Annotated in this window: 20 protein-coding genes and 6 tRNA genes; 10 read left to right on the forward strand and 16 right to left on the reverse strand. The window is 51.1% G+C overall.

Annotation, left to right across the window (positions count from 1 at the left end; genetic code table 11):
• Positions 1-37 precede the first annotated feature (37 nt).
• Positions 38-1,255, forward strand: coding sequence for a cell division protein FtsZ (gene ftsZ, locus AAB391_01760; protein MEK7645031.1), 1,218 nt, complete (start codon positions 38-40; stop codon positions 1,253-1,255).
• Between the two features lie 180 nt (positions 1,256-1,435).
• Positions 1,436-2,362 carry an FAD-dependent oxidoreductase gene (locus AAB391_01765; protein ID MEK7645032.1) on the forward strand — a complete coding sequence of 309 codons (927 nt, stop codon included), beginning with the start codon at positions 1,436-1,438 and terminating at the stop codon, positions 2,360-2,362.
• 212 nt (positions 2,363-2,574) lie between these two features.
• Here AAB391_01765 and AAB391_01770 read toward each other — a convergent pair whose 3' ends face one another.
• Together AAB391_01770 and AAB391_01775 are read right to left on the reverse strand one after the other, a co-directional pair.
• Positions 2,575-2,880: a DUF1653 domain-containing protein gene (locus AAB391_01770; protein MEK7645033.1), complete on the reverse strand. Its 306-nt coding sequence runs from the start codon at positions 2,878-2,880 to the stop codon at positions 2,575-2,577.
• Between the two features lie 186 nt (positions 2,881-3,066).
• Positions 3,067-3,138: transfer RNA gene (locus AAB391_01775), tRNA-Glu, on the reverse strand.
• A 135-nt stretch (positions 3,139-3,273) separates the two neighbouring features.
• On the opposite strand from AAB391_01775, the gene AAB391_01780 reads away from it, so the two are divergent.
• The 3 genes from AAB391_01780 to AAB391_01790 all read left to right on the forward strand — a co-directional run bounded on the left by AAB391_01780 (position 3,274) and on the right by AAB391_01790 (position 4,537).
• Positions 3,274-3,363 (forward strand) — tRNA-Ser (locus AAB391_01780).
• A gap of 5 nt (positions 3,364-3,368) precedes the next feature.
• A complete protein-coding gene (locus tag AAB391_01785) occupies positions 3,369-3,869 on the forward strand; it encodes a pyridoxamine 5'-phosphate oxidase family protein (GenBank protein MEK7645034.1) in 501 nt (166 codons plus the stop codon).
• A gap of 62 nt (positions 3,870-3,931) precedes the next feature.
• Positions 3,932-4,537, forward strand: coding sequence for a Type 1 glutamine amidotransferase-like domain-containing protein (locus AAB391_01790; protein ID MEK7645035.1), 606 nt, complete (start codon positions 3,932-3,934; stop codon positions 4,535-4,537).
• A 6-nt stretch (positions 4,538-4,543) separates the two neighbouring features.
• Here AAB391_01790 and AAB391_01795 read toward each other — a convergent pair whose 3' ends face one another.
• Positions 4,544-5,926: an FAD-binding oxidoreductase gene (locus AAB391_01795; GenBank protein ID MEK7645036.1), complete on the reverse strand. Its 1,383-nt coding sequence runs from the start codon at positions 5,924-5,926 to the stop codon at positions 4,544-4,546.
• An 803-nt stretch (positions 5,927-6,729) separates the two neighbouring features.
• On the opposite strand from AAB391_01795, the gene AAB391_01800 reads away from it, so the two are divergent.
• The 5 genes from AAB391_01800 (at position 6,730) to AAB391_01820 (ending at position 11,966) form a co-directional block, all read left to right on the forward strand.
• Positions 6,730-6,802: transfer RNA gene (locus AAB391_01800), tRNA-Val, on the forward strand.
• 3 nt (positions 6,803-6,805) lie between these two features.
• Positions 6,806-8,455 (forward strand): tRNA (adenosine(37)-N6)-threonylcarbamoyltransferase complex transferase subunit TsaD, encoded by a 1,650-nt coding sequence (gene tsaD, locus AAB391_01805; protein MEK7645037.1) that lies wholly within the window; start codon positions 6,806-6,808, stop codon positions 8,453-8,455.
• 25 nt (positions 8,456-8,480) lie between these two features.
• Complete coding sequence (locus AAB391_01810) at positions 8,481-10,712, forward strand: valine--tRNA ligase (protein ID MEK7645038.1); 2,232 nt, start codon at positions 8,481-8,483, stop codon at positions 10,710-10,712.
• A gap of 51 nt (positions 10,713-10,763) precedes the next feature.
• A complete protein-coding gene (locus AAB391_01815) occupies positions 10,764-11,453 on the forward strand; it encodes a PrsW family glutamic-type intramembrane protease (GenBank protein ID MEK7645039.1) in 690 nt (229 codons plus the stop codon).
• Between the two features lie 27 nt (positions 11,454-11,480).
• The gene (locus tag AAB391_01820; GenBank protein MEK7645040.1) at positions 11,481-11,966 is read left to right on the forward strand and encodes an Hsp20/alpha crystallin family protein; all 486 of its coding nucleotides are present in this window, start codon (positions 11,481-11,483) and stop codon (positions 11,964-11,966) included.
• A 59-nt stretch (positions 11,967-12,025) separates the two neighbouring features.
• On the opposite strand, the gene AAB391_01825 is transcribed toward AAB391_01820, so the two are convergent.
• The 13 genes from AAB391_01825 to AAB391_01885 all read right to left on the reverse strand — a co-directional run bounded on the left by AAB391_01825 (position 12,026) and on the right by AAB391_01885 (position 22,266).
• A tRNA-Phe gene (locus tag AAB391_01825) sits at positions 12,026-12,098 on the reverse strand.
• Between the two features lie 25 nt (positions 12,099-12,123).
• Positions 12,124-12,393 carry a hypothetical protein gene (locus AAB391_01830; GenBank protein ID MEK7645041.1) on the reverse strand — a complete coding sequence of 90 codons (270 nt, stop codon included), beginning with the start codon at positions 12,391-12,393 and terminating at the stop codon, positions 12,124-12,126.
• A 285-nt stretch (positions 12,394-12,678) separates the two neighbouring features.
• Positions 12,679-12,754, reverse strand: a tRNA-Arg gene (locus tag AAB391_01835).
• Between the two features lie 23 nt (positions 12,755-12,777).
• The gene (locus AAB391_01840) at positions 12,778-13,014 is read right to left on the reverse strand and encodes a glutaredoxin domain-containing protein (protein MEK7645042.1); all 237 of its coding nucleotides are present in this window, start codon (positions 13,012-13,014) and stop codon (positions 12,778-12,780) included.
• A 76-nt stretch (positions 13,015-13,090) separates the two neighbouring features.
• Positions 13,091-13,681: a hypothetical protein gene (locus AAB391_01845; protein ID MEK7645043.1), complete on the reverse strand. Its 591-nt coding sequence runs from the start codon at positions 13,679-13,681 to the stop codon at positions 13,091-13,093.
• A 201-nt stretch (positions 13,682-13,882) separates the two neighbouring features.
• A tRNA-Gly gene (locus tag AAB391_01850) sits at positions 13,883-13,956 on the reverse strand.
• A 27-nt stretch (positions 13,957-13,983) separates the two neighbouring features.
• A complete protein-coding gene (locus tag AAB391_01855; protein MEK7645044.1) occupies positions 13,984-14,370 on the reverse strand; it encodes a septum formation initiator family protein in 387 nt (128 codons plus the stop codon).
• Positions 14,371-14,602: 232 nt separating this feature from the next.
• Entirely contained in the window at positions 14,603-14,770 is a 168-nt protein-coding gene (locus AAB391_01860) for a hypothetical protein (GenBank protein MEK7645045.1), read from the reverse strand.
• 102 nt (positions 14,771-14,872) lie between these two features.
• Entirely contained in the window at positions 14,873-16,792 is a 1,920-nt protein-coding gene (lepA, locus tag AAB391_01865) for a translation elongation factor 4 (protein ID MEK7645046.1), read from the reverse strand.
• Positions 16,793-16,950: 158 nt separating this feature from the next.
• On the reverse strand, positions 16,951-17,478 hold the full coding sequence (locus tag AAB391_01870; protein ID MEK7645047.1) for an ORF6N domain-containing protein: 528 nt from the start codon (positions 17,476-17,478) through the stop codon (positions 16,951-16,953).
• A 79-nt stretch (positions 17,479-17,557) separates the two neighbouring features.
• Positions 17,558-18,154, reverse strand: a complete 597-nt coding sequence (locus tag AAB391_01875) for a 3'-5' exonuclease (protein MEK7645048.1) — start codon at positions 18,152-18,154, stop codon at positions 17,558-17,560.
• Between the two features lie 7 nt (positions 18,155-18,161).
• Positions 18,162-19,841 (reverse strand): lipid II flippase MurJ, encoded by a 1,680-nt coding sequence (locus AAB391_01880; GenBank protein ID MEK7645049.1) that lies wholly within the window; start codon positions 19,839-19,841, stop codon positions 18,162-18,164.
• A 16-nt stretch (positions 19,842-19,857) separates the two neighbouring features.
• Positions 19,858-22,266: a tetratricopeptide repeat protein gene (locus AAB391_01885; GenBank protein ID MEK7645050.1), complete on the reverse strand. Its 2,409-nt coding sequence runs from the start codon at positions 22,264-22,266 to the stop codon at positions 19,858-19,860.
• Positions 22,267-22,968 lie beyond the last annotated feature (702 nt).

Raw genomic sequence — 22,968 nt, forward strand, 5'->3', positions numbered from 1 at the left:
ATCATAAGCGCATATTCCCTTTAGCTAACGCTTATTTATGGCCCAAATTAATCCAGAAGTAGAGGCTTTCGCACGGATCAAAGTGATTGGTGTCGGAGGTTCCGGCAAAAACGCAGTGAACCACATGGTCAATTCCAAGGTGCGCGGGGTTGAATTTATCGCGGTAAACACCGATGCTCAGGACCTCCAGAACTCTCTCGCGAAGAAGAAGATTCATATCGGCAAGAACCTCACTCGCGGCCTCGGCACTGGCATGAACCCAGAGCTCGGCAAGCGTGCGGCGGAAGAAACCAAAGAAGAGATCCAGGAGGCACTCAAGGGTTCAGACATGGTCTTCATCGCTTGTGGCAAGGGAGGCGGTACCGGTACCGGGGCAGCGCCAGTGGTGGCGAAGATTGCCAAGGAAATGGGCATCCTTACTATCGGCGTGGTCACCAAGCCGTTCTTCTTCGAAGGACAGCAGCGTATGAAGCACGCGGAGCAGGGTCTCGATGAGCTCAAAAAGTCTGTCGACGCACTTGTTGTTATCCCAAATGATCGAATCTTGAGCATTGCAAGCAAGGACACCACGGCGCGACAGGCGTTTGCAATGTCCGATGAGATTTTGAAGCAGGCGGTGGAAGGTATTTCAGATTTGATTACTACTCCAGGTATCATCAACGTCGACTTTGCCGATGTTCGAGCTATCCTCGACAATGCCGGTTCAGCCCTCATGGGTATCGGTACCGCGAGCGGCGAGAAGCGTGCAGAGGAAGCAGCAAAAATGGCAATCAACTCCCCTCTTCTCGATCTTTCGATTCACGGCGCGAAGGGCGTACTCTTCTCTATCGCCGGCGGCGACGACCTCACGATGTTCGAGATTCAGGATGCGGCGAAGATCATCACCGAATCTATCGATCCAAATGCGAAGGTTATCTTCGGTACTGTGCGAGACGAAAAGCTCAAGAAGAACGAGATCAAGATCACTGTTATTGCATCCGGTTTCCCAGAACCAGGCGGCACTCCAAAGAAGAGCTTGTTTGGCGATGAATCAAAGGGCAAGATTTTCAATACCATGAGCAGCACCCCGGCTGTTAGCAAGCCAAAGGAGAAGGAGGCAGAAGTGCGTGATGTTGCCAGTGTGGTGAAAGAAGCGATCAGCAACAGCAAAGCTCCTGAAGACAAGAAGCCAATGGTGGGCGCGACCAGTATTGCTGATGATGGGGATGATGATTGGGGCGCGGTGCCGGCGTTTTTGAGACGATCGAAGAAGTAAAGTAGGAGACAGGAGAAAAGGCATTTAAAGGGACACGCGTAAAAGTCTACTGACTTTTCGCTCCGGCTCGGCCCGTCGGCCTCCGCAGTTCCCTTTAAATGCCTTTTCTCCTGTCTCTTACATAGTTCGATTGTCTCAAAAATACCTTTTGATTTTTCTTTGTAGTATAATGTTCCAACTATGATATACGACTTAGCGATTTTGGGCGGTGGACCGGCGGGAGTGGCGGCGGGAGTGTACGCGTCGCGCAAGCGTTTGAAGACAGTGTTCATCACCAAGGATTTCTTGGGCCAGAGCTCGGTTTCGGAGGGTGTCGAAAATTGGATTGGCACCGTGAAGATCTCCGGCACCGATCTGTCGAAGAACCTAGAAGCGCATCTGCGAGCGTATGCGGGGAATATTGTGGATATCAAAGAAGGCGTTGGTGTGAAGAATGTTGCAAAGCACCCAGAAGGCTTCGCTGTCGCGACCGACGCAGGCGAATTTTTGACCAAGACCGTGCTCGTGACCACCGGCAGCCACCGACGCAAACTCGAGGGCGTGAAAGGTGCGGATGTCTTCGAACACAAAGGCCTCACCTACTGCGCCACCTGCGACGGCCCGCTCTTTGCCGACCAGGACGTGGTGGTGATTGGCGGCGGCAATGCGGCATTTGAATCAGCAGCCCAGCTATTGGCCTATTGCAAGAGTGTCACTCTGTTGAACCGCAGCGAGACTTTCCGTGCCGACCCGGTGACCGTGGACAAACTGCGCGCAAATCCAAAAATGAAAATCGTGACGGGTGCCGTACCCACCGAGGTGACCGGCGAGAAGTTTGTGTCAGGACTCATATACAAAGATGGGAAGACCGGGGTACTTGCGAATCTCACGGTGTCGGGCATTTTTGTGGAGATCGGATCTCTGCCGACGACCTTTTTTGTGAAAGATGTGGCGAAGCTCAATGAATACGGAAATATTGTCGTGGATCCGCGCACCCAGCGTTCATCGACCGACGGCATTTGGGCAGCTGGCGACTGCACCGACGGCCTCTATCATCAAAACAACATTGCAGCCGGCGACGCCGTAAAGGCTCTGGAGGATATCTACGGATACTTGCACGCGAAGTAATTTGACAGGAATCACCCTTTCCTGTACATTCTTGGAGCTGGAGTGGGACACCTTCTAGGTTCAGACGCCTTACAAAGCTCGATTCAGGGGACTCCCCCGTCCTCCACCTCCCCGAGCGCACGAACGTCTGTTAATGTCCTGCTCCAGCGTGACGCCCTTCTGCCCCGTGCATAAGGGTGTTTTTATTGTCGCGACTGCACCGTCATTGGCGTCTATTTCCCAAATTTCTGTGCGCGAACCACCTCAAGCTCCGCAACCAACTCCGGATCTGTGATACGAGTAAAACGCGAGAAGGTCTTCCCATCCTTCGTGACTGTACCCATGAACATCTCCAATGGTCGTGACTGATAGTTGGCCGGCGGCATCCACGCGCTCTCGTACAGAGGCCGATACAGCACCGTGAGCGTCCCCTCTTCAGTGTTGCGGCCAATACCGATCACTTCGTAGGTGTAGTTGTGAGGCGGCCCCTGTGGGTCGTGCTTGTAGTGGCGGTAGAAACCTTTGGTGGGCAAGTGCATGTGGTGAAGGGTATGAGTGAGCGTTAAGGATTATATCAAATTTTTTAAACATTAAGTTTTGAGTGTATCTCAGAGATATGAGAGAAAAGCACCACGCAAGGACAAAACCTTGTGCAGTGCTTCTCGCTAGAAATACTCTTATATAGTAACCAATCCTGTTTTAAAAGTCGACTGAATTGCTGAAGGTGACCCTACGGAGAGTCGAACTCCGGTTTAGTGCTTGAAAAGCACCTGTCCTAACCATTAGACGATAGGGCCGCAAATTAGGCTTTTTTGCCAAAATTGCTCACCATTGAGCCGTCTCAATAGCGGGTTTTATCATAGCATTTTTTGAAAAATTGGCAAAAAGTGGTATCCTGAGAGACCGCAATAGACCGTCAGCATAACGCCTTTGGAGAGGTGGGTGAGCGGTTGAAATCACCGCTCTCGAAAAGCGGCAGGCCTGAAAGGGTCTCGAGGGTTCAAATCCCTCCCTCTCCGCCATGAGCATGAAAATCCCGGAACTAAAAATAAATAGAGCAAAAGAATTAATTTATACAAGTAAGCATGTTTCACTTGCCACCACAAATGCCGACGGTTCACCTCACAATAGTCCTGTAAGATTTTTCTTTGATGACAAACTTGAAAATATATATTGGGGTTCAAATGCCGAAGCGTTACATTCTCAGAATATATTAAGAACAGGTCAGTTATTTGGGGTTCTATTTGATAGGATGGAAGTGGGTGGAGTCTTTATGAAATATGAAGGTGGTCACATACTTGATGGAAAAGAATTGGAAATTGGACTGGAGATTACGAACGCTTCTAGGGCAAAGGAGGGAGAACAAAAAATTACTTCAGATCATTACTCAGCAGGAAGTGTTCAAAAAATGTGGTCAGCAAGAATTGCTAATTTGTGGATAAATATGCCAGTGAGAGATGAAAATGGTTTTATATTAAGAGACGAGAGGGTGGAATTGGAAAGAAATATTTTACTAAAAAATATTTAAATATAACCAAAAGAAGCTTTAACTTTTTCCAACAAACACCGCAAAGAATGTCTGACACCAACATGAAACTTCTACTTACATCAGCTGGACTGAGCAACAAGAAGATATCTAATCTTCTTGTTTCGATGCTGCAGAAAAAACCGAACGAGTGCTCCGTATTATTGGTAGCGTACGCACAAAACAACAACGAGCAATTCTACGTGAAAGAATCAAAAAAAGAATTGATCGATCTCGGTCTGTCCAGCATCTCCTTTTTTAACCTAAAAGAAAGCACTTTTGAGGAAACATGCGAATATGACCTGATCTATGTCTGCGGTGGCAACACCTTTGCCATCTTAGATCAAATGCGCGCAACCGGCATCGACAAGTTTATTACGGACTCAGTCAAAAGTGGCAAGAGTATCTATCTTGGAGTAAGTGCTGGCAGTATCATCGCCGGGCCTGATATTTTGATTGCTGGCCATGGTAGCGAGGGAGATAAAAATGAGATTGCATTAAAAGACCTGGCAGGACTTGCACTTACGAACGTATCCGTATTCCCACATTTCAAATCACACCAAAGAAGTGAAGTTGATGAGTTTAGAAATAAAGTGGATAACCCTGTAATTGAACTGACCGACGACGAAGCCGTACTTGTCGACGAAGCCGGATACCGAATCATCCGATAAAAAAGACTACTTCCCCCTCGGATCAAAAATCGACGGCTCTAGCGTATCGCCCCGTACGATCTGTGCGATGCGCTTGCCGCCGTAGATAGAGGGCAGGATACCGACGCCGTTACAGCCGAGGTTGTAGAGGAGTACGGGGTTGCACGGTTCGGCACCGACACGACGGATACCATTGGGCGTGTACCCCATCAGGCCGTGCCAAGAGAACGCGTATTCGGTAGGCTCGCCTGGGTATTTTCGATAATTTTGCCGCAAAAACATGTCGATCTTCTCACGATACTCTTCAGAGAGCTCGTCATCGCGTGAATAGACCGCCATATTCGGCAACACCTTTTCCGGACCGCCGGTGCAGATCAGGTTGTGCGGAATATTCTTCTTTTCCTCGTGTTCGTGCGGACGGCGTGTGAGATAGAAATATGCGTCGCCGGTCGGGTCGCCGGAAATATCGTTTTCCTTCAAAAAATAGCTAATCGCGGTGGGCGGATTGTCGAGCGGTTCGACATAGCCGGCCATGTAGCCGATACGGCCATGCACCGAATGATGAAAGCTGGTGTCAACCTCGCTGCCGCACAGATTCTGGATCGTGAAATGGGTAAAGCCATTGGTACACAGCACAATGCGCTCGCAGAGGATGGTGAAATCCCCCACCTTCACCACGCCGCCGATATCGCGGAGGATCACCGTCTTCACCGGACTCTGCTCGAAAAACGAAAAGCGGTCTTTGAATGCACTCGCGAGATACGCCAGCAATTCCTCGCACAAGAGCGCACTGTTCGTGCAACCCTTTTGGTATGAAAAAGACGCGATGTAGTCGGGATTATTGGTCTCGAGCAGGCCTAAAATGTCTGATTGCGGAGCGACGCTATACAGGTCGCGGTACATTTTTGGGATGTCATTCAGGTGGTCAAACTCCTTCGCCACGAGAATCGACTCGATCGGCAGGCCGCCCTTGAGTCGGCACGCATTGTTCTTCAATACTGTCTCTAGGTCATCCCAACCGGTACACCCTGCATAGCCAGTGAAGCGGTACAGCGGCGTCTTCAGGCCCGCATCTGCCATCATTTGGTCGATGAGGGTCCAGGCCGACTCCACAGCGCGTTGCCCGGCGATCGCCATCGTAAGGCCAAATTCTTTTGCGATGTCGTGGATGGGCCGCTCGAAATATGAGGTGATTTGGCCGGCGTTGTGGCCGCTCGCACCATGCGCGATCTTGTCGGCTTCGAGCAGGAGTACCCGCTTGTTCGTTTCCTTGAGCAGGAAATACGCCGTGGCAATACCCGCGATACCGCCACCGACCACCACCACATCGGTTTCCGCATCTTTATCCAACGCCACCGCCGGTCGGGTGCGCTTGAGCTGATGGATCCAAGGCGAGTGGTTTTTCAGCATGAAGATGTTCTAAAGATAGTCTAAATTGCGCTAAATATAGCAAAATAGTAGCACGCGAACTAGAAATCTGCCACGGAAACAAGGTGGAGAAAACTAGACACATGAACCATTGATAGTATAATTTATACATGATTTCTAAGTGGTACGACAAAAAAGCTGCAGTGCTGCAATCTCGAAAGAAGGGGTTATCTTTTCGTGAATTAGAAGAGAAATTTGGCGTACCCCGCTCCACACTGAGCGGTTGGTGCAAAGAAGTTTCATTAAGTCCCTCAAATGAGGAGCGCCTTCAGAAAAAGTGGCGAAAAGGCTTGAGAAAAGGGCGCATAGGAGCAGTGCGTTGGCATAATACCCAGAAACAAATCCGAATAGATGCGGCGAAAAAATCAGCCGTCGATGTCCTGGAAAGGATCGACCTTACTGACAAGAACGTACTTGAGACACTACTCGCCTTCCTCTATTTAGGAGAGGGCTTCAAAACTACGAGCACGGGTATCGGGAATAGTAACCCACTCATATTACAATTTTTTGTATCAATGCTGCGAAATGTCTATGAAATACCTGCGAAGAAACTGCGATGTGAACTCCACCTGCGAGCAGACCAAGACGGAGAAAAAATGAAGAAATACTGGTCGAAGTCACTTGGGATACCGATCAAAAACTTCACCTCCCCACATTTTGACAAACGCACCATTGGCTTCCCCACTTATCCGCAGTATAAAGGGGTATGTTTGGTGCGGTGTGGAAATATTGCCATACAACGAAAATTAGTATATCTTAGCGAGATAGCGTGCAAGCAAATCGTTGGGCGGTTAGCTCACTTGGTAGAGCGCGTCGTTGACGTCGACGAGGTAACAGGTTCGAGCCCTGTACCGCCCACACATGACCGCAGATACGCATAAGCATGCCGCAGGATTGATCCCGTATTTTTTGTCGACCTCGAAAAATGAATACAGTGTCTTCGTCCAGCGTCGCTCGACAGACGCCAAGCGCAATCCAAATGTTTTTGGCTTGTTTGGCGGTGGTATCGAAGCTGGTGAAACACCCGAACAGGGCCTACATCGCGAGATTCTTGAGGAGCTGAGCATTGACCTCGACAAGCCCGAGTACCGCGCGGCAGTGGCGCCGATCGGCACCTTTGATTACGCCGACTCAATCGGCAAAGTCCGCGCACACGAATACGCCCTGCCAGTGACGCCGGATTTTGCAAAGCAAGTGAAGATCGGCGAAGGTCAATATGGCATTTTTATGAGCGAAACGGAGATCCGCGAGAGTGGCGAATTTCTCGAAGGTCATCGGCAGATGATCCTCGATTTTCTTGGGTCGATCAAAGCACCACGCATCATTCTCGGCATCGAGACGAGCTGCGACGAGACCGCACTCAGCCTCGTCCGCACACAAGGTCGCAACGTGCAGGTGCTCGGACATGAATTGATCTCGCAGATCGATGTACATCGACCATACGGCGGAGTTTTTCCGGTCCTCGCCAAGCGTGAACACGGACGCAACCTTGTGCCACTCCTAGAAAAGATCCTGTTGAATGATCCGGCACTGCCGCAGGTGGCGTGGACCGGTCCGAGCGAAGCGATCCTCGCAGAGATTCGCGTCATTCTCGCCCGTGAAGCCGAATTACTCGCGCTTTTTGAGGCATTTATTGAACGCCGATGTGCCTCTGGTGCCGCGACATCCGACAGTGCCGCATCCAACACCACCCGACCTGCCATCGACGCCATCGCTGTCACTGAAGGCCCAGGCCTCGAGCCAGCACTCTGGGTTGGCGTCGGCTTTGCAAAAGCGCTTGCACTACTTTGGAATGTGCCGATCATCCCGATCAATCATATGGAAGGTCATGTTGTGGCCTCCCTTCTCACTACCCAGTCGCACGGTGGTCTTGCGGAGCTCGCCAAGCCGCCGCTGCCAGCGCTGGCGCTCTTGATCAGCGGCGGCCACACCGAGCTCGTACTGATCCAGGCGCTCAGCTCATATGAAATCATCGGCAAGACGCGCGACGACGCAGTGGGCGAAGCCTTCGACAAAGTCGCGCGCATCCTCGGTCTGCCTTATCCGGGCGGCCCGCAGATCAGCACTCTTGCTAAGACGGTCACCTCGAGCCAATACACCCTGCCGCGCCCAATGATCCATTCCAAGGACCTTGATTTCTCTTTTTCCGGCCTGAAGACCGCCGCGCTCTATCTCACCAAAGAAATTGAAAAAACTCACCCCCTCACCAACACCGACAAAGCCGAAATCGCGTACGAAACCGAGCAAGCCATCGCCGAAGTGTTGACCAAAAAGACCTCGCGAGCTATTGAGCAACACAATATCCAGTCTCTCATCATCGGCGGCGGCGTCATTGCGAACACGGTGCTCCGTGAAGCCTTTGGAACGCTCGCCAAACACTATTCCATCCCCCTTTTCCTCCCAACCAACGCACTTGCAACCGACAACGCAGTCATGATCGCCGTGGCAGCCACACTGAAAGGCACGAGCGGCCAGCGAGCGCCTGTCGTGAAGGGCAATTTGTCGCTCTAGGGCCTTTTTGCTATGATACAGCGACATGAATGATAAGTTCCTGAAGCCGTATTCTCCACAGGATACCGAGGCGAATATCTATACACGCTGGCAAGAGAGCGGTTTTTTTAATCCCGACACGCTTGCCGCGTTGGGCGCCAAAATGCCAACGGGAGGATCTGTGCCACGCTTCACCAAGCCCTTCACTATCGTGATGCCGCCGCCAAACGCCAACGGCAATCTCCACGTCGGCCACGCTCTCGCCATCGCCCTTGAGGACATCATGATCCGCTACAAACGCATGCAGGGCTTCAAGACCCTCTGGGTGCCAGGCGCCGACCATGCCGGCTTCGAGACGCAGATCGTGTACGAGAAGAAGCTCGAGAAAGAAGGACGCTCTCGCTTCAAAATGGATCCTCAGGACCTCTACAAAGAGATTCTCGCCTTCACCCTTGAAAACAAAGGCAACATGGAAGCTCAAGTGCGCGCGCTCGGAGCTTCTTGCGATTGGTCTCGCGAGAAATTCACCCTCGATCCTGACGTCGTGGCCGAAACGCATCGCACGTTCCAGAAAATGTATGACGACGGCCTCGTGTACCGCGGCTCGCGCATTGTGAATTGGTGCTCCAAGCACGCCACCTCCCTTTCCGACGTGGAGACCGAGAGCAAGGAAAAAACCGACCCATTTTACTATTTCAAATACGGCCCATTCACTATCGGCACCGCTCGACCAGAGACAAAATTCGGCGACAAATACGTGGTGATGCACCCAGAGGACAAGCGCTACGCCGAATACAAGCAAGGGCAGAAGATCGACCTCGAATGGATCAACGGCCCGATCACTGCGACCGTCATCAAGGACGAAGCGATCGACATGGAGTTCGGTACCGGCGTGATGACCATCACCCCATGGCATGATGCGGTGGACTTTGGCATTGCCGAGCGACACAAGCTCGACCGCGAACAGGTTATCGACATGCGAGGCAAGCTCCTCCCTATCGCTGGCGAATTTTCGGGCCTGAAGATCGCCGAAGCTCGACCAAAAATCGTCGAGAAGCTCAGGGCCAAAGGCTTGCTCGTGAAAGTGGACGAAAAATACGTACACAATGTCCCTGTCTGCTACAAATGCGAGACCGCGATTGAGCCGCAGATCCTCCCACAATGGTTCGTGAAGATGCAGCCGCTCGCGGAGAAGGCGATCAAAGCTGTGGAAGCTGGTGAAGTAGTCTTCCAGCCAGACAACTACCGCAAAATCTTCCTCTACTGGATGAACAACACCCTCGATTGGAACATTTCCCGACAGATTGTCTGGGGCATTCCAATTCCTGCAAAGATCTGCGACGCTTGTGGTTTTGCTGCACCTGACCTCGAGCACAAGCTCACTACTTGCCCTAGCTGCAAGACAGCAACCCCACTCCGCATCGACACCGACACCTTCGACACCTGGTTCTCCTCGGGCCAGTGGCCACTGCTTTCGCTCGGCTATTCAAAGGGCGCTGATTGGAAGTCTTTCTACCCCACCGACGTCATGGAGACCGGTTCGGACCTGATCTTCAAATGGATCCCACGCATGGTGATCTTCGGCCTCTACCTTACCGGCAAGGCACCATTCCACACCGTATACCTCCACGGCCTCGTAAATGACGCTCAAGGCAAGAAGATGAGCAAGAGTAAAGGCAATGTCACCAATCCAACCGACCTCATCGCCAAGTACGGCACCGACGCGCTGCGCATCGGTCTGATTGTCGGAAATACGCCTGGCACCAACCTCGCTCTCTCCGAAGACAAGATCCGCGGGTACAAAAACTTTGCCAACAAGCTCTGGAATATTAGCCGCTTCGTACTCGAGAGCACTTCCGGTCAGGGCGCGACGACCGCCTTTGCCTACGACCCCGTCTTTTCTGCCTGGTCTGAAGCTGAAAAAGCGCTCACGGCGGAAAGAGACGCCCTTGTCGCCGAGATCACGAAAGAAATGGACGACAACAAATTCTACCTCGTCGCCGAAAAGCTGTACCACTACATCTGGCACCGCTTCGCCGATGTCATCCTCGAAGACAGCAAGACGATTCTCGGATCAGCCGCTCCTAGTGCCGCTCCGACCACCGCAACACCTGCAGACAAAACTTCTCGTGCGCAGTTTTTGCTTCATACCCATCGCGCTATCCTGAAGACGATGCACCCCTTCATCCCATTCGTGACCGAAGAGATCTGGTCCTTGCTGCCAAAGGCCACAGGCGAGCAGGAACTCTTGATGGTGGAAAAGTGGCCGACGGCGTAGCCGCCGCGCAGTCCACAAAGGCGGTGCGACGACGAGTGCTATAATTGCGGCATGCATCTGCCGCCGCTCAATCTCTTTTTGACCTTGCTTGCGGGCATCATTCCCCCGCTCATTTGGCTAAAACTGTGGCTGAAAGAAGATGTGCATCCTGAACCGCGCCGACTCATCCTTACTGCTTTCATCGGCGGCATGATCGCTGTGCCCTTCGTGATCCCACTGCAAGGCTTTGTGAAGGGAGCGGTGGCCAACGCCGTGACAGTAGTCATTCTCTGGGCACTCATTGAAGAAACACTGAAATTCCTCGCCGGGTACTACACAGCCATGACCAAAAAGGTCAACAACGAGCCGATCGACCCGGTGATGTTTATGCTCACTGCCGCCCTCGGCTTTGCGGCACTGGAAAATGTCCTCTTCATCATCAACCCGGCCATGGTCGGAGACTTATACACAGGCCTCATCACTTCCAACCTCCGCTTCGTCGGCGCCACCCTCGTACACCTTGTCTGCTCCTCTGCTGTGGGTATTAGCCTCGGTTTGGCTTTCTACAAAAGTCGTGCGAGCAAGCTGCTCCACCTGGTGGCCGGAATTCTCATCGCCACGGCGTTGCATTCGACCTTCAATCTCCTTATAATGAATGCTACCGGAATGAGCACTTTCGGAATTTTCTTCGGGGTCTGGGTCTCGGTCATCGTCTTGGCGCTCTTTTTTGAAAAGGTGAAGCGTGTCGAGCCGACAGAATAGGCAATAATCATCAATTATTTACATCCAATGGCAAAAGAAAAGCGATCATTTTTTGAGAAGCTCACCGGCGCAGTACACGTCGAGGACGACCTCGAGCCAACGCCTCGAAAGGCCGGCGCCCATGCGTCTGAGTCGCGAAGCGATGCGGCCAAGCGCGAAGAGTGGTCAGAGGAAGGCGCTGAAGGACAGTTGCCGGTGGATGTGTACCAGACCCCTACCGATATTTTCATCAAAACGCTCATCCCAGGTACGAAAGTGGATGATTTGGACATTTCCATTACTCGCGACATGGTGACGATCAAGGGCAAGCGCGAAGCGAGCCGCGAGATCGCCGAGGATGACTACTTTTTCCGCGAATTGTACTGGGGTTCTTTTTCTCGAACCATTCTTTTGCCGCAGGAGATTGACGTGGAGGGTGCCGAGGCCGGCGAGAAGCTCGGACTACTCACGATCCGCCTGCCAAAGATCGATAAATCTCGCCAGACGAAGCTGAAGGTGAAGTCGGGGTACTAAACAACAGAAAAAAGCGCGACCATCGGGTCGCGCTTTTTTCTGTTGCTTTTTCGCTGCGGTGCTTGGGACCAGATTTGAACTGGTGACCCTTCCCTCTTCAGGGGAATGCTCTACCAACTGAGCTACCCAAGCATGTTGTGCGCCCTCGCACTAATGATTAATTCGTGAGCTGCTTGATGAGGCCGGCGTAATTCGATGTCGCACCGCCACCAATATCCTTCACGGTGCCAGCGACATCCTGCAAACCCTCGTAGTACGGCCGGAGAGCCTGCAAAGCGACGCCGCCGAGGCCAATGATGATCACCCAGTACGCGACCTTGGCAAATCGGCCAATGAGCTGAGACCGACGGATCGAGGTCAGCATTTCGTGATTCTCTTTGGCGAGATCGTATGTTTTTTCAAGCAATTTTCGATCCTCCGGACTCATGCCAAAGAGTATAGCAGAAATGCGAAAAACGGGCAAAATGCGCGGTCGTAGAGGGCGTTTTTAACATAAACACTTGGGCACCGAAAGAGTTTCTGAAATTTCGATGAGGTTTAGTCTTTGAGATAGGCGATGGCCTCTTTAGCAGTGGCAAAACGGGGAGAAAGATTTTTACCTTTCTTGATATCATTGAGTATCTTGTCGATACTGAATATTACTTGCGTATTCATTTATATATCATATATCTATTAGATATATACGACAACCCGTGCGGCATTATTGAGTTTCTGGTGCCCCCGGCCGGAATCGAACCGACATCAAATCCTTAGGACGGACTCGTTCTGATCCATTGAACTACGGAGGCGCATGGCCACTATATCACGAGGCCTATTTCACCCCAAGAGCCGCAGCGAAAGCCGGCTTGTCGAAGCCCACCATGATGCTGCCGTCGATATCGATCACTGGCACACCCATCTGACCGCTCTTCTCCACCATCTCCTTGCGCCTCGCGAGATCGCTGGCAACATTGTGCTCGGTGTACGAGATGCCCTTCGACTTCATGAAATCTTTCGCGAGGTTGCAGTAATGACAGGTTGGGGTTGAGTAGATGGTGACGTTTTTCATGCTGGTACGTGGTTAGTTGGTGAGGGTAAGTATAGCAAGAGGAGGTGGAAATGTGCAAAGTCCCTCACAAGAAATCTTAGATACTATAGCCCATCTTTACAAACTCTCTTCCTAGACGCTCAAAATTACCCTGATCCTTTAAGTATTCTTTGACCATTTTTACCTGCCCCTTACCTATCAAATTTCTAATATTCTTATTACTCTGTAATTTAATTTCTGGAAATGAAAATCTTGCATCTATTCCTTGCTCCCTATCAATGACATGGAAGTGTCTATCGTGATCACTACCATGTGGATATACCCTAAAAACAAAGCCCCTCATCCTGCCACCTACACCCTTAACAAATGGTCCACTCCAACTGAGCGGAGTCTTATATTTTTGATCGAGCGCTAAATCTTCGTCACTCTTTGAATAATGAATAATGCAGTACATTCCCTCCAATAAGCACTCATCTGCAACATCCACATAACCTTCAATTTCATCTTTTAACTGATTTCGGTTAAACTCTTTTTCACGGCGCAACCTAAAGATCTCGGCTTTTTTTACATACCTTCTTAACTGAAACCTGAACAGAGACAGTATCAGCGCACGAACTAGTGTTCGCAGCGATTCTCTAAAATATACCGCCAGGGAAATTAGCACGCAGAGTAGTAAAAACCAGTACATAACAATTAGATTATTCCATCGATTAACAAATCTTTCAAACACACTCGATGAATCGGTCCTTACAGGACCAGTACGGGTTTCCCATTTTCTCGGAGCAGAACTCCTCGAAAATATGGGAGAACCCTTTCGATTCTCAGACGCAAGTGCCTCAAGGCACTTGCTTACCCGCACAAACAAAGCCCCTTTCGGGGCGTTTGTCGTTGGTGCGGGTACTGAGAATCGAACTCAGGTCTCAACCTTGGGAAGGTCGCATTCTACCACTAAACCATACCCGCATTTTTGTCGCGCACGCCGCGTCTACACTACTCCGCCCCGAACAATCCCTTGATCTTCTTCCACAAGCCGGAAGCGAGGCTGTCCTCAGGAACGTCCACCTCCGTCTTTGGCGGGTCCACCAATACTACCAAATGTTCGCCGGGTTTGGCCACCCGAAAGCTATTGCGGATCTCGCGCTCCATGCCTTCCTTGGTGTTGAGCTCTTCGATCGCTTTAGCAACCTCGACTTTGCGCTGCTGGAGGTTTTGCAATTCGGTCTGTGCCCGCGCCGCTCGGTCGCGGCTCTCGGATTCTTTTCCGTACACGTTGTAGGCGGCGCGGGCAGTGAGAAAAAGAACCATCAGCAACACAAGCAAAGTCGGCCGCGAATACACCATTTCCCGAAACTGTCGTTTTTGCCTAAATTCCCTCATATGATATGATGCAGTATATCAAAAAATACCATGCTATTCGATCCAAAACACAAGAAAAAAGTCGGCATCGTGTGGGGCATTCTCTGCGCACTCATTATCGTGAGCATGATTCTGCTCTATATCCCGTCGCTTTTGCCATAACAATCAGATAGGTCAGCAAAAAGAAAACAGGTACCTCGAGGGTCCCTGTTTTTCGTTTCTGACACACGACGCCGGCGCTGGATCGGAAGGTTCACGGCGCTCGCTTTGGCGACTTGCGGAAGAGGCCAATGAAGCCGAGGAATAGCTTCGCGGCGGCGAAGACAAGAAAGGCGGCGGTGAGAAGCGGCCAGAACCAGATAGAGGCGCGATCTTCCTTTTCCGAAGTCACGCTGCGAAATACCGCAGAAGCACGAGACATAGTGAATGTGGGTTGAGGGTTGAATGTGAAAACAAAGAGCCGCGGACTCCTTTATCCTAGTACAAAACGTTCATTTTTGCCACTTCAAGACGCCAGACAAGACTAATCCCCCGTCTTCATCATCTTGATAAACACATCCTGCGGAATAGTCACGCCACTCCCCTCGCCACGCTCCTTCATGCGCTTTTTGCCCTCTTTCTGTTGGTCGAGCAGCTTGTTCTTTCGGCTCACGTCGCCGCCGTACAGATGCCCCGTCACATCCTTGCGGAAAGCGGAGATCGTTTTCGAAGAGATAATGCGGCCGAGCGCCTGGCCCTGGATTTTGGTGGCAAATTGCTGGCGAGGCAAAGCGGCATGCAACTTTTCTACAGCTTTCTCCGCTTCTATTTCCACTCTTCGTTTAGCAACCACCCGCGTGAACGCCGGCACAATCTCCCCTGCCACCAAAAGGTCCAAGCGCGCCACATCAGCATCGCGCAATTCCCCAATCGTGTATGACATTGACGCAAAGCCTGAAGACACGCTCTTCACCTCGTCGAAAAAGTTGCGCATCAGCTCTCGGAGCGGCATTTCCACATCGATAGAGTTGCGATTGTCGCCAAAAGAGTGCGTCGCGAGGACATTGGCCTCATGATCATACAAAAGCTGCATCACCGGGCCGACATATTCGGACGGACTGATGAGATTCATCGTCACCCACGGCTCGCGAATCTTTTCGATGAAGCCGTAGTCTGGAAACAGCGACGGCGAATAGTACATCTTGGTCATACCCTGCTTGTCGGTGACCTCATAGGTGATACTTGGCATGGTCACGACCAACTGCAACTGAAATTCGCGGCGCAACCGCTCGGTGATGATTTCCAAATGCAACATGCCAAGGAAGCCGCAGCGAAAACCGCGCCCCAACGTGCCGGAGGCTTCTTCTTCAAAGGTATATGAAGAATCGGAAAGTCGAAGTCGCTCGAGACCTTGGCGCAGGGTGACGAATTCATCCTGGCTTTCCGGATAGATCGATGCCCACACCACCGGCTTCGGCGACATATATCCTGCGAGTGCTGGCAGTGGATGCTTTTGCAGGGTGATGGTGTCTCCCACCGAAGCGATACCTGGTTGCTTGATACCGGTGACGATGTAGCCGATCTCTCCAGCGCCAATGGACTCTTTTTCGAGCTCTCCCGGCTGGAACACGCCCACCTCGAGCGCGAAGAATTTCTGGTCGGCCGCATTGAAGAGCAGTTGGCTGTTCTTCGAAATCGATCCGTCGGTCACGCGCACATACACAATGACTCCGCGGTGCGTCGAGTATTGAAAATCAAAAATGAGCGCACGGAAGCTCTCCTTGCCCACTTGCCCGCTGCCGTCTGGCATTTTTCCAGCTGGGAATTCTTCCTTTGGCGGTGGCACGCGCTTGATCACTTCTTGGAGCAAATTCTCGACGCCTTCGCCAGTGCGACCGGAACATTCGAGCACCTCGCTTTCGCTGCACCCCAAGAGCTTGGCGAGCTCAGTTTTCACCTCTGGAACCCGCGCCAATGGCGAATCCACCTTGCTCACCACAGGGATGATTTTGAGCCCAGATTCACGTGCCATACCAAGGGTGGTCAATGTCTGGGCCTGTACCCCCTGAGTGGCATCTACGAGCAAAATTGAGCCTTCCACGGCCTTTAGGGCGCGGGATACCTCGTAATAGAAGTCCACGTGGCCGGGGGTGTCGATAAGGTTCAAAATATAGGTTTCCGGACGGGTATCCGCCGGCGTTTCCACCTCCCCAATAATATGCGCATCCAAAGTGCCGCCGGCACCTTTTGGCGCCTGATAGGTGTATTCCATACGCACCGGCTGCATCTTGATCGTGATACCGCGCTCCTTTTCGAGCTCCATACTGTCGAGTACCTGGTCGCGCATTTTGCGGGCCTCGATGGTGTGGGTGATTTCGAGCATGCGGTCAGCCAACGTCGACTTGCCGTGGTCGATGTGCGCGATAATGCTGAAATTGCGGATCCGCTGGAGAGGGGTGGCCATAAGCTCAATCATACTAGCAAAAACGGGCGAAAAGGCTAGTTTTTGGCGAAGCAGGAGGGGTGTCTCGCAGCAGAAAATAGTACCTGCGGATTTTTCATACGAAAGTATGAGAAAAGTATGAGAAATCCGCACCTATTCAAAAACACTGCGCGGGGCCGTCAAACCAAACCATCAACCTCAAACCCAATCTTCTTTTTCGGCCCCTCCGGCGGATTGATCAACCGCTTCACTACAGAATACACACTCGAAAGCTGATCACCATGCTCTTTCTGTTTTCTCTCAATTTCTTCGATCTTGTGGGCCAAATCAGTGTGCGTGGCCAGTACTTCCCGCATTTTGATAAAAGCTCGGACAATGAAGATACTCATCTGTACCGCTCGCTGGCTTTTCAGCACCGCAGAGAGCATGGCCACGCCGTGTTCGGTGAAGACGTAGGGTAGATAACGGCTTCCTCCACGACCAATCTTTGAGGTTTCAATTTGAAACCTCAAAGATTGGCTCTCGTCCTTTGTTAATTGAAACATAAAATCCTCTGGAAACCTTTGAATATTTCGGCGCACTGCCAAGTTCAAACTTTTAGTGGGTATGCCGTATATTTCAGCCAAATCAAAGTCCACCATCACCCGCTGGCCGCGAATGATGTAAATTTTGTGTTCGACGACATTTTGTATCGCATCTTTTTCCACCTATCAATTCTATCGGCCGGCAAAATACATTGCAATGCGAAAAAGATAAAGAAACACTAAAATCTTTATGAATTTTTGATCAATTTTTCTTCACCCACGGCACCGGATACTTTTTCCACTCATCGAGCAGCGGTTCATCATAAAAGAATCGAGCAAACATTTCGGCTTCGATACGAGCACCGTTGATTGCAACGTGCGGCTTCACTTCTGCCGGCACACCACAGTACTCGGCAATCGTATCTGAATTCAAGGCAGAATGGCCGTTCAAAGTCGGCGGCTTGATCCCCCGTCGCAACGCGTGAAAATAGCAGACGGTGTGCATATCGATCGTCCGCCTTGCAAGTGGCCAATTCACCCCCGAGCGCGCCGCCGCGGCGCGCAAAAACCCCTCGTCAAAAGATGGGATCTGTCCCGCAATCGTCCGCTCCGGACACTGCATCGCCCATTGCAAAAATTCAATCACGATCTCCTTCTCACTTTTCTTCTTCGGATCGACAACCTGTTCCCGAGTGTACCCATTCACCGCCAGAGCCTCCTCGGCCACATGCGCGCCCTCCCAAGCTCGGCATTCGGCATAAAACTGATTCGTCGGATGATAAAAATCCACCGCACCAATAGACACTAACGAATGCTTGTTCGGGTCCACCCCAGTTGTCTCAACATCAACGACGATCATCCCTGTATTATAGCTGTTCCGGCTCAGGAACCAAGACATCTGCCTTCCAGATCTTTGTATGCAGCGTCCTCCACACCTGCTCCAACTCCTCGCTTTTCAACGCCTTCAACACCAACAAACAGAAGATGATACCAATGATTCCCGAACAAAAACCCTGCATAAAAATGCCGAAAACGGTATCAACGCGAAATACGTGATCAAAAATACCAAGACATCGATAGGTCACAAAACCCATCAGTACCGAAGCCGAAAAGGTCTGAAATAGCGTGCGAAACACAGGTCGAGAGAACTCCGAAAACTCTTTATGAAAAGCCTGCCAGTGAGCAATCGTGTTCACAAACACGCCGAGCGAATACGCCAGTGCCAGCATCAATACCGAAGTTCCGGTGAGACCCTCAACCTTGAACAAAGTCTCAAAAAATAGACGGAACGCACTCCAGTGTTCGAAGGCCCAAACCAAGCCAAAGGCAAACACCACAATGAGGCCTGAGGAGAATAGGTTGATCAGCAAAGGCTTCAGTGTCTTGCCGCCAGAATAGAAAGCGCGAACAAAGAGGGTGATGAGACTCTGCGGAATGATCGACAGAGTGAAGATCGCCAACGCTGCCGCAGTGAGGCGGGTGTCGCTCCAGTCGAAATGGCCAGTACCAAGCACGGTTCGCACTATTTGGGCGCGCAACACGATAAACAGCACCATCACCGGCATAGACCAGAAGATGATGTGCTTTGTGGAAGCCACCATCTGCTCGACAAAGCGCTTCATGTCGCCGGTGGAAAAGAGCCGTGACAGTGTCGGAAATGCTGCCGAAGCGTAGCTCACGCCGATAATACTGAGCGGCACCGACTGCAGGTTATTTGAGAAATTAAAAATCGCAATAGAACCGGAAGCCATGAGCGAAGCTGACGCTGTCAGAAAGAAGAGAGCAATCTGATTTGATGAGAGCGTAAGCGTCCGCGGTAGTGAGGTGAGCACCACCTGACGGATCGCCTTGAAATCGATACTTAGCAGCACACGTGGGAATAATTTCTGACTCACAATATATGGAATCTGGATACAGAGATGTAGTGCAGCACCGATAATCACCCCCCAACCGAGACCATACAGTCCCATTGTCGGATACAGTACGATGATGCCGAATACAATTCCGAGGTTATACAACACCGGACTGAGGGCATAAAGGAAAAAGCGATTATGGATCTGCGTGATGCTCGCAAGAAAGTTTGAGAAGCCGAGAAGCAGCGGCGAGAGTAGGAGAATTCTCGACAGAGTGACAAGCTGTGGCAACGCCGGATCATTCGCAAAACCCGGTAATACGATAGGCGTAAGCCATGGCATCAAGAAAAATGCAATGATCGATACCACCACGATCGCAAAGAAGAATACCGAAAATGTGTGATCGATGAAGGCCCTGCCCTCTTCTTTGTTCCTTTCCATCTTCTCAATGAAGAATGGTACGAGTACCGAGATCGAGACCGTGGTGGCAATCGACACAAAGATGAAATCCGGAATACGGAAAGCCGCATAGTACACATCGATCACATTTCCTGCACCGAAGAAATAGGCGAAGAGTCTGTCGCGCAGCAGCGCTAGCAGCTGCGCTAGGAAAGCGAAGAACGCCAAAAGGTAAGCGGCCTCATGGAGACCGCTTACCTCCCGATGAAAGAAACTGAGCAAGCGCTTCACCATGGGGCGACCAATGGAACTAGTTTTCCTCGTTTACCGGAAGCTTCTTGGTAGCTTCTTTTGGAGTCTCCTTTGCTGCCGTCGCTAGAGGATCCCGGCCGGCCTTCAAGTTGGCAAGAGCCGCCTTCACTTCCTGATTGTCTGGATTTAGTTTTTGTATCTCTTCAAACTGAACGATTGCGTCGGACCGTCGGCCAAGCTTTGAATAACTAATGCCGAGGAAGTATCGCGCGTTTGAGTATTGCGGATTCAAAGTCACTGCTCGCTCAAGAGCCGTCACCGCATCTGCGTATTGCTTGTTCGAATATTGGAGAAAACCGAGCTGGAAGAAAACTGTCGGATCGTTCTGATTGAGGAAAGCGATAGCGGAGACAGACTGGATCGCGTCCTTCAAATTACCTTCCGCAATCTGAATCTGTGAAAGGAGATAAATCGCCTCTGAATAATTTTGCTTCATTGCAAGCGCTTGCATGACGACCTCTTTCGCCTTTGGCAAATCCTTGTTGGTCGCTTCCAATCGAGCAAGTGCGAGAATAATCGACGGATTCTTGGCGTTCAAAGTCTGTGCCTTCTCATATGCCTGCTTCGCGCTTTCGTATGCCTTTTCGTAGCCGAATGGTAGCAAACCTTCGTACAGCTGTCCGAGGGTGATCCAATTCTGATAATTGCCCTCATCCTGCTTGATCGCCTTCTGGGCAGCATCCAAAGTGGTCGCGAGTAATGGGGAGATTTGTGCAGTTTTCTGATCCTGCTTCAATGACTCATCGTTCAATACCGCATTGATCTTTAATACGCCAAGCTGTACCAAGCCTCGGTAGTAGCCATCTTGAGGGTCAGCGGCGATGGCATTATTCAATGCCTCTTCCCCAGCAACTAAGTCGCCCTTGGTGTTGACCGCAATAGCGGCCTGCGTAAATTGGTACGAGGCATACACCTTCTCGACGAGGTAGTAAGCAAAGGAAATAGTGCCTAACAGTACGACGATCAGTGTTGATACCGCCACAAAAGACAGCCGGGCATTCGAACCATAGTTGAATACTCGGTGTTGAAATGCACCATCTCGATGTAAGCAGGCAATGAAAATCCCGGTGAACAGAAAGGCTGTGTAGAACAAGACCTCGCTCGGAATGTATATCACCTGGAAAATCCAGAGATAGAGAGCGCCAATATACGAAGAGACAATCAGGTACTGAGTGAACTGGTCGCGACCCTTTTTGAAGACATGGACAAAGCCGAGATAGCCAAACATACCCAAAAAGAACAGTGTCGCGAGCAATCCCAAAATACCCGTGGTCACCGCATAGGTCGGAACAAGTCCAATGCCGTAGATAAAGTCTGAACCCCAGAACACCGTCTGATTCACCTCGGCTGGCTTGAGCGCGATCCATTGGTCGACAAATTTATTTGGACCAACACCAAAGACCGGGTCATGCTTGAGCGTCTCTTTTGCAATCTCGGCAGTGTAGGTGAAAGATGGACGCACCTCGATATCGCTGACATTTAAGAAACTCGCGACTTTGCCAGCACCGTCCTGTACAAACTGTGGTGCGTGATTGATCACCCATACCGGCCCCTTCGGGAAAATAAAAATGAGAGCAAACACGAACACAATGAGCGAAGCCTTTGAGAATCGTTTCGTGGCCGGAGCCTCACCTTTCTTTCGGCTAATAAAGAGGTACGAGAAGGCAATGACAGCCGAAAGACCGACAACAATCCAGACATAACTGAAGTTTGTGAGTACCAAGAAAAAAAGTGCAATCGCCAACACGACGGACCAGATGATCCTGAAGGTTTTGTTCAGAGTGAGGATTTCCAAACTAACGAGAGACAAGATGGCCACGAGACCAAAATAGATACCGAGCTCATTCAACTTACCGATAAGTGTAAAGGCTGCGGCATTCGATATTCCAAAAGTAAGCACCTCTGGACCAAAAGTGAGACGGACAATCTGATGCAGTGCGATAAGCGAGGCTGACGAGAAGAAAGCGATGAAGAAAGCGAAAACTCGATCCTTTGTGCGGAAGAAATGAGCGGTAAAGAACAACAGTGTCGTTCCGAGGAGTATGGAAAGAGCCGTACCCACCTCGAATCTTGTACCGAAGAAGGACTGTCCAGCGTCACCAGACAAGAAAGCACTGAGGACGAAGGCGAGCAACATGATCAGTGTTGAGAGTGTAAAAAGGTTGTACGGAAGGCGTAGCTGAGAATGCCTCAGGGCATCGAAGATGAGTACGATTGCCAAGATGACAGCTACCGTAGCTAGGAGTGCCGTCTTGGAGAAGATAACAGCGACACTTGGAAAAAAGAAGATTGGCAACAGGAACGTCGCGCCGAGGAGTAGGAAAAATGACCATTTCTCGAAGCGGGCTGACCATTTTCCTGATTTCTTTTCGGCGGACGATACAGCTGAAGCAACTTCTGGATCCATGTGAGTAAAGCAATTAAACTACTGAGGAATAATGTGGCAATTATAGCAAAGGGGGTGCAGAAAAAAAAGGGAGGGCGGTGGAAAAAATCATCAAAAGAAAAACCGCCATTTCAGGCGGTTCTCCATATGTCCCACATCTATAAGCCGAATTCTGTCCGCCGGCTCGGTTTGCGCCTCGCCGGCTGAATGACCATTTATCTAGGCCGAGGATCGCTCCCCGGCTCGAGCGGCACCCCTGTCCGGCGGCATTGCTGCCGCCGGACGGTACGGCCTTGCACACAGGTAAGGATTTTGCCGTTGCACCCCTCCCGTCACCGGGAAGATTCATCTGCGACCTTTCGACCGCAGATGCCGAACCCCTTTCGGGACCCAGCGTCTCTGTTCGCACCTCTCGCTATCGCGCCCTCTTGCGAAGACCGACAGATCGGACGGGCGTTACCCGCTACCCTGCTGCCGGCGCCTTGCGGCGCCGGCGAGTGTTCGGACTTTCCTCACCAGACGGCCCTTTCGAGCGATCTGGCGCAGTCATTCAATGTAGGGACCTATTTAGAATACCATGTTTCTCATGAGAAGTAAATGCCGGAATACCCATCGCACCCCTTGCCGGGGTGGATGGCACAGTGGTTTCAAGTAGGTGCGGATTTTTCATACTTCCTCATACTTTGTATGAATTTGTATGAAAAATCCGCAGGCACTATTTTC

The sequence above is a fragment of the Patescibacteria group bacterium genome (assembly GCA_038065315.1).
GTDB lineage: Bacteria > Patescibacteriota > Minisyncoccia > Phycocordibacterales > JBBTRF01 > JBBTRF01.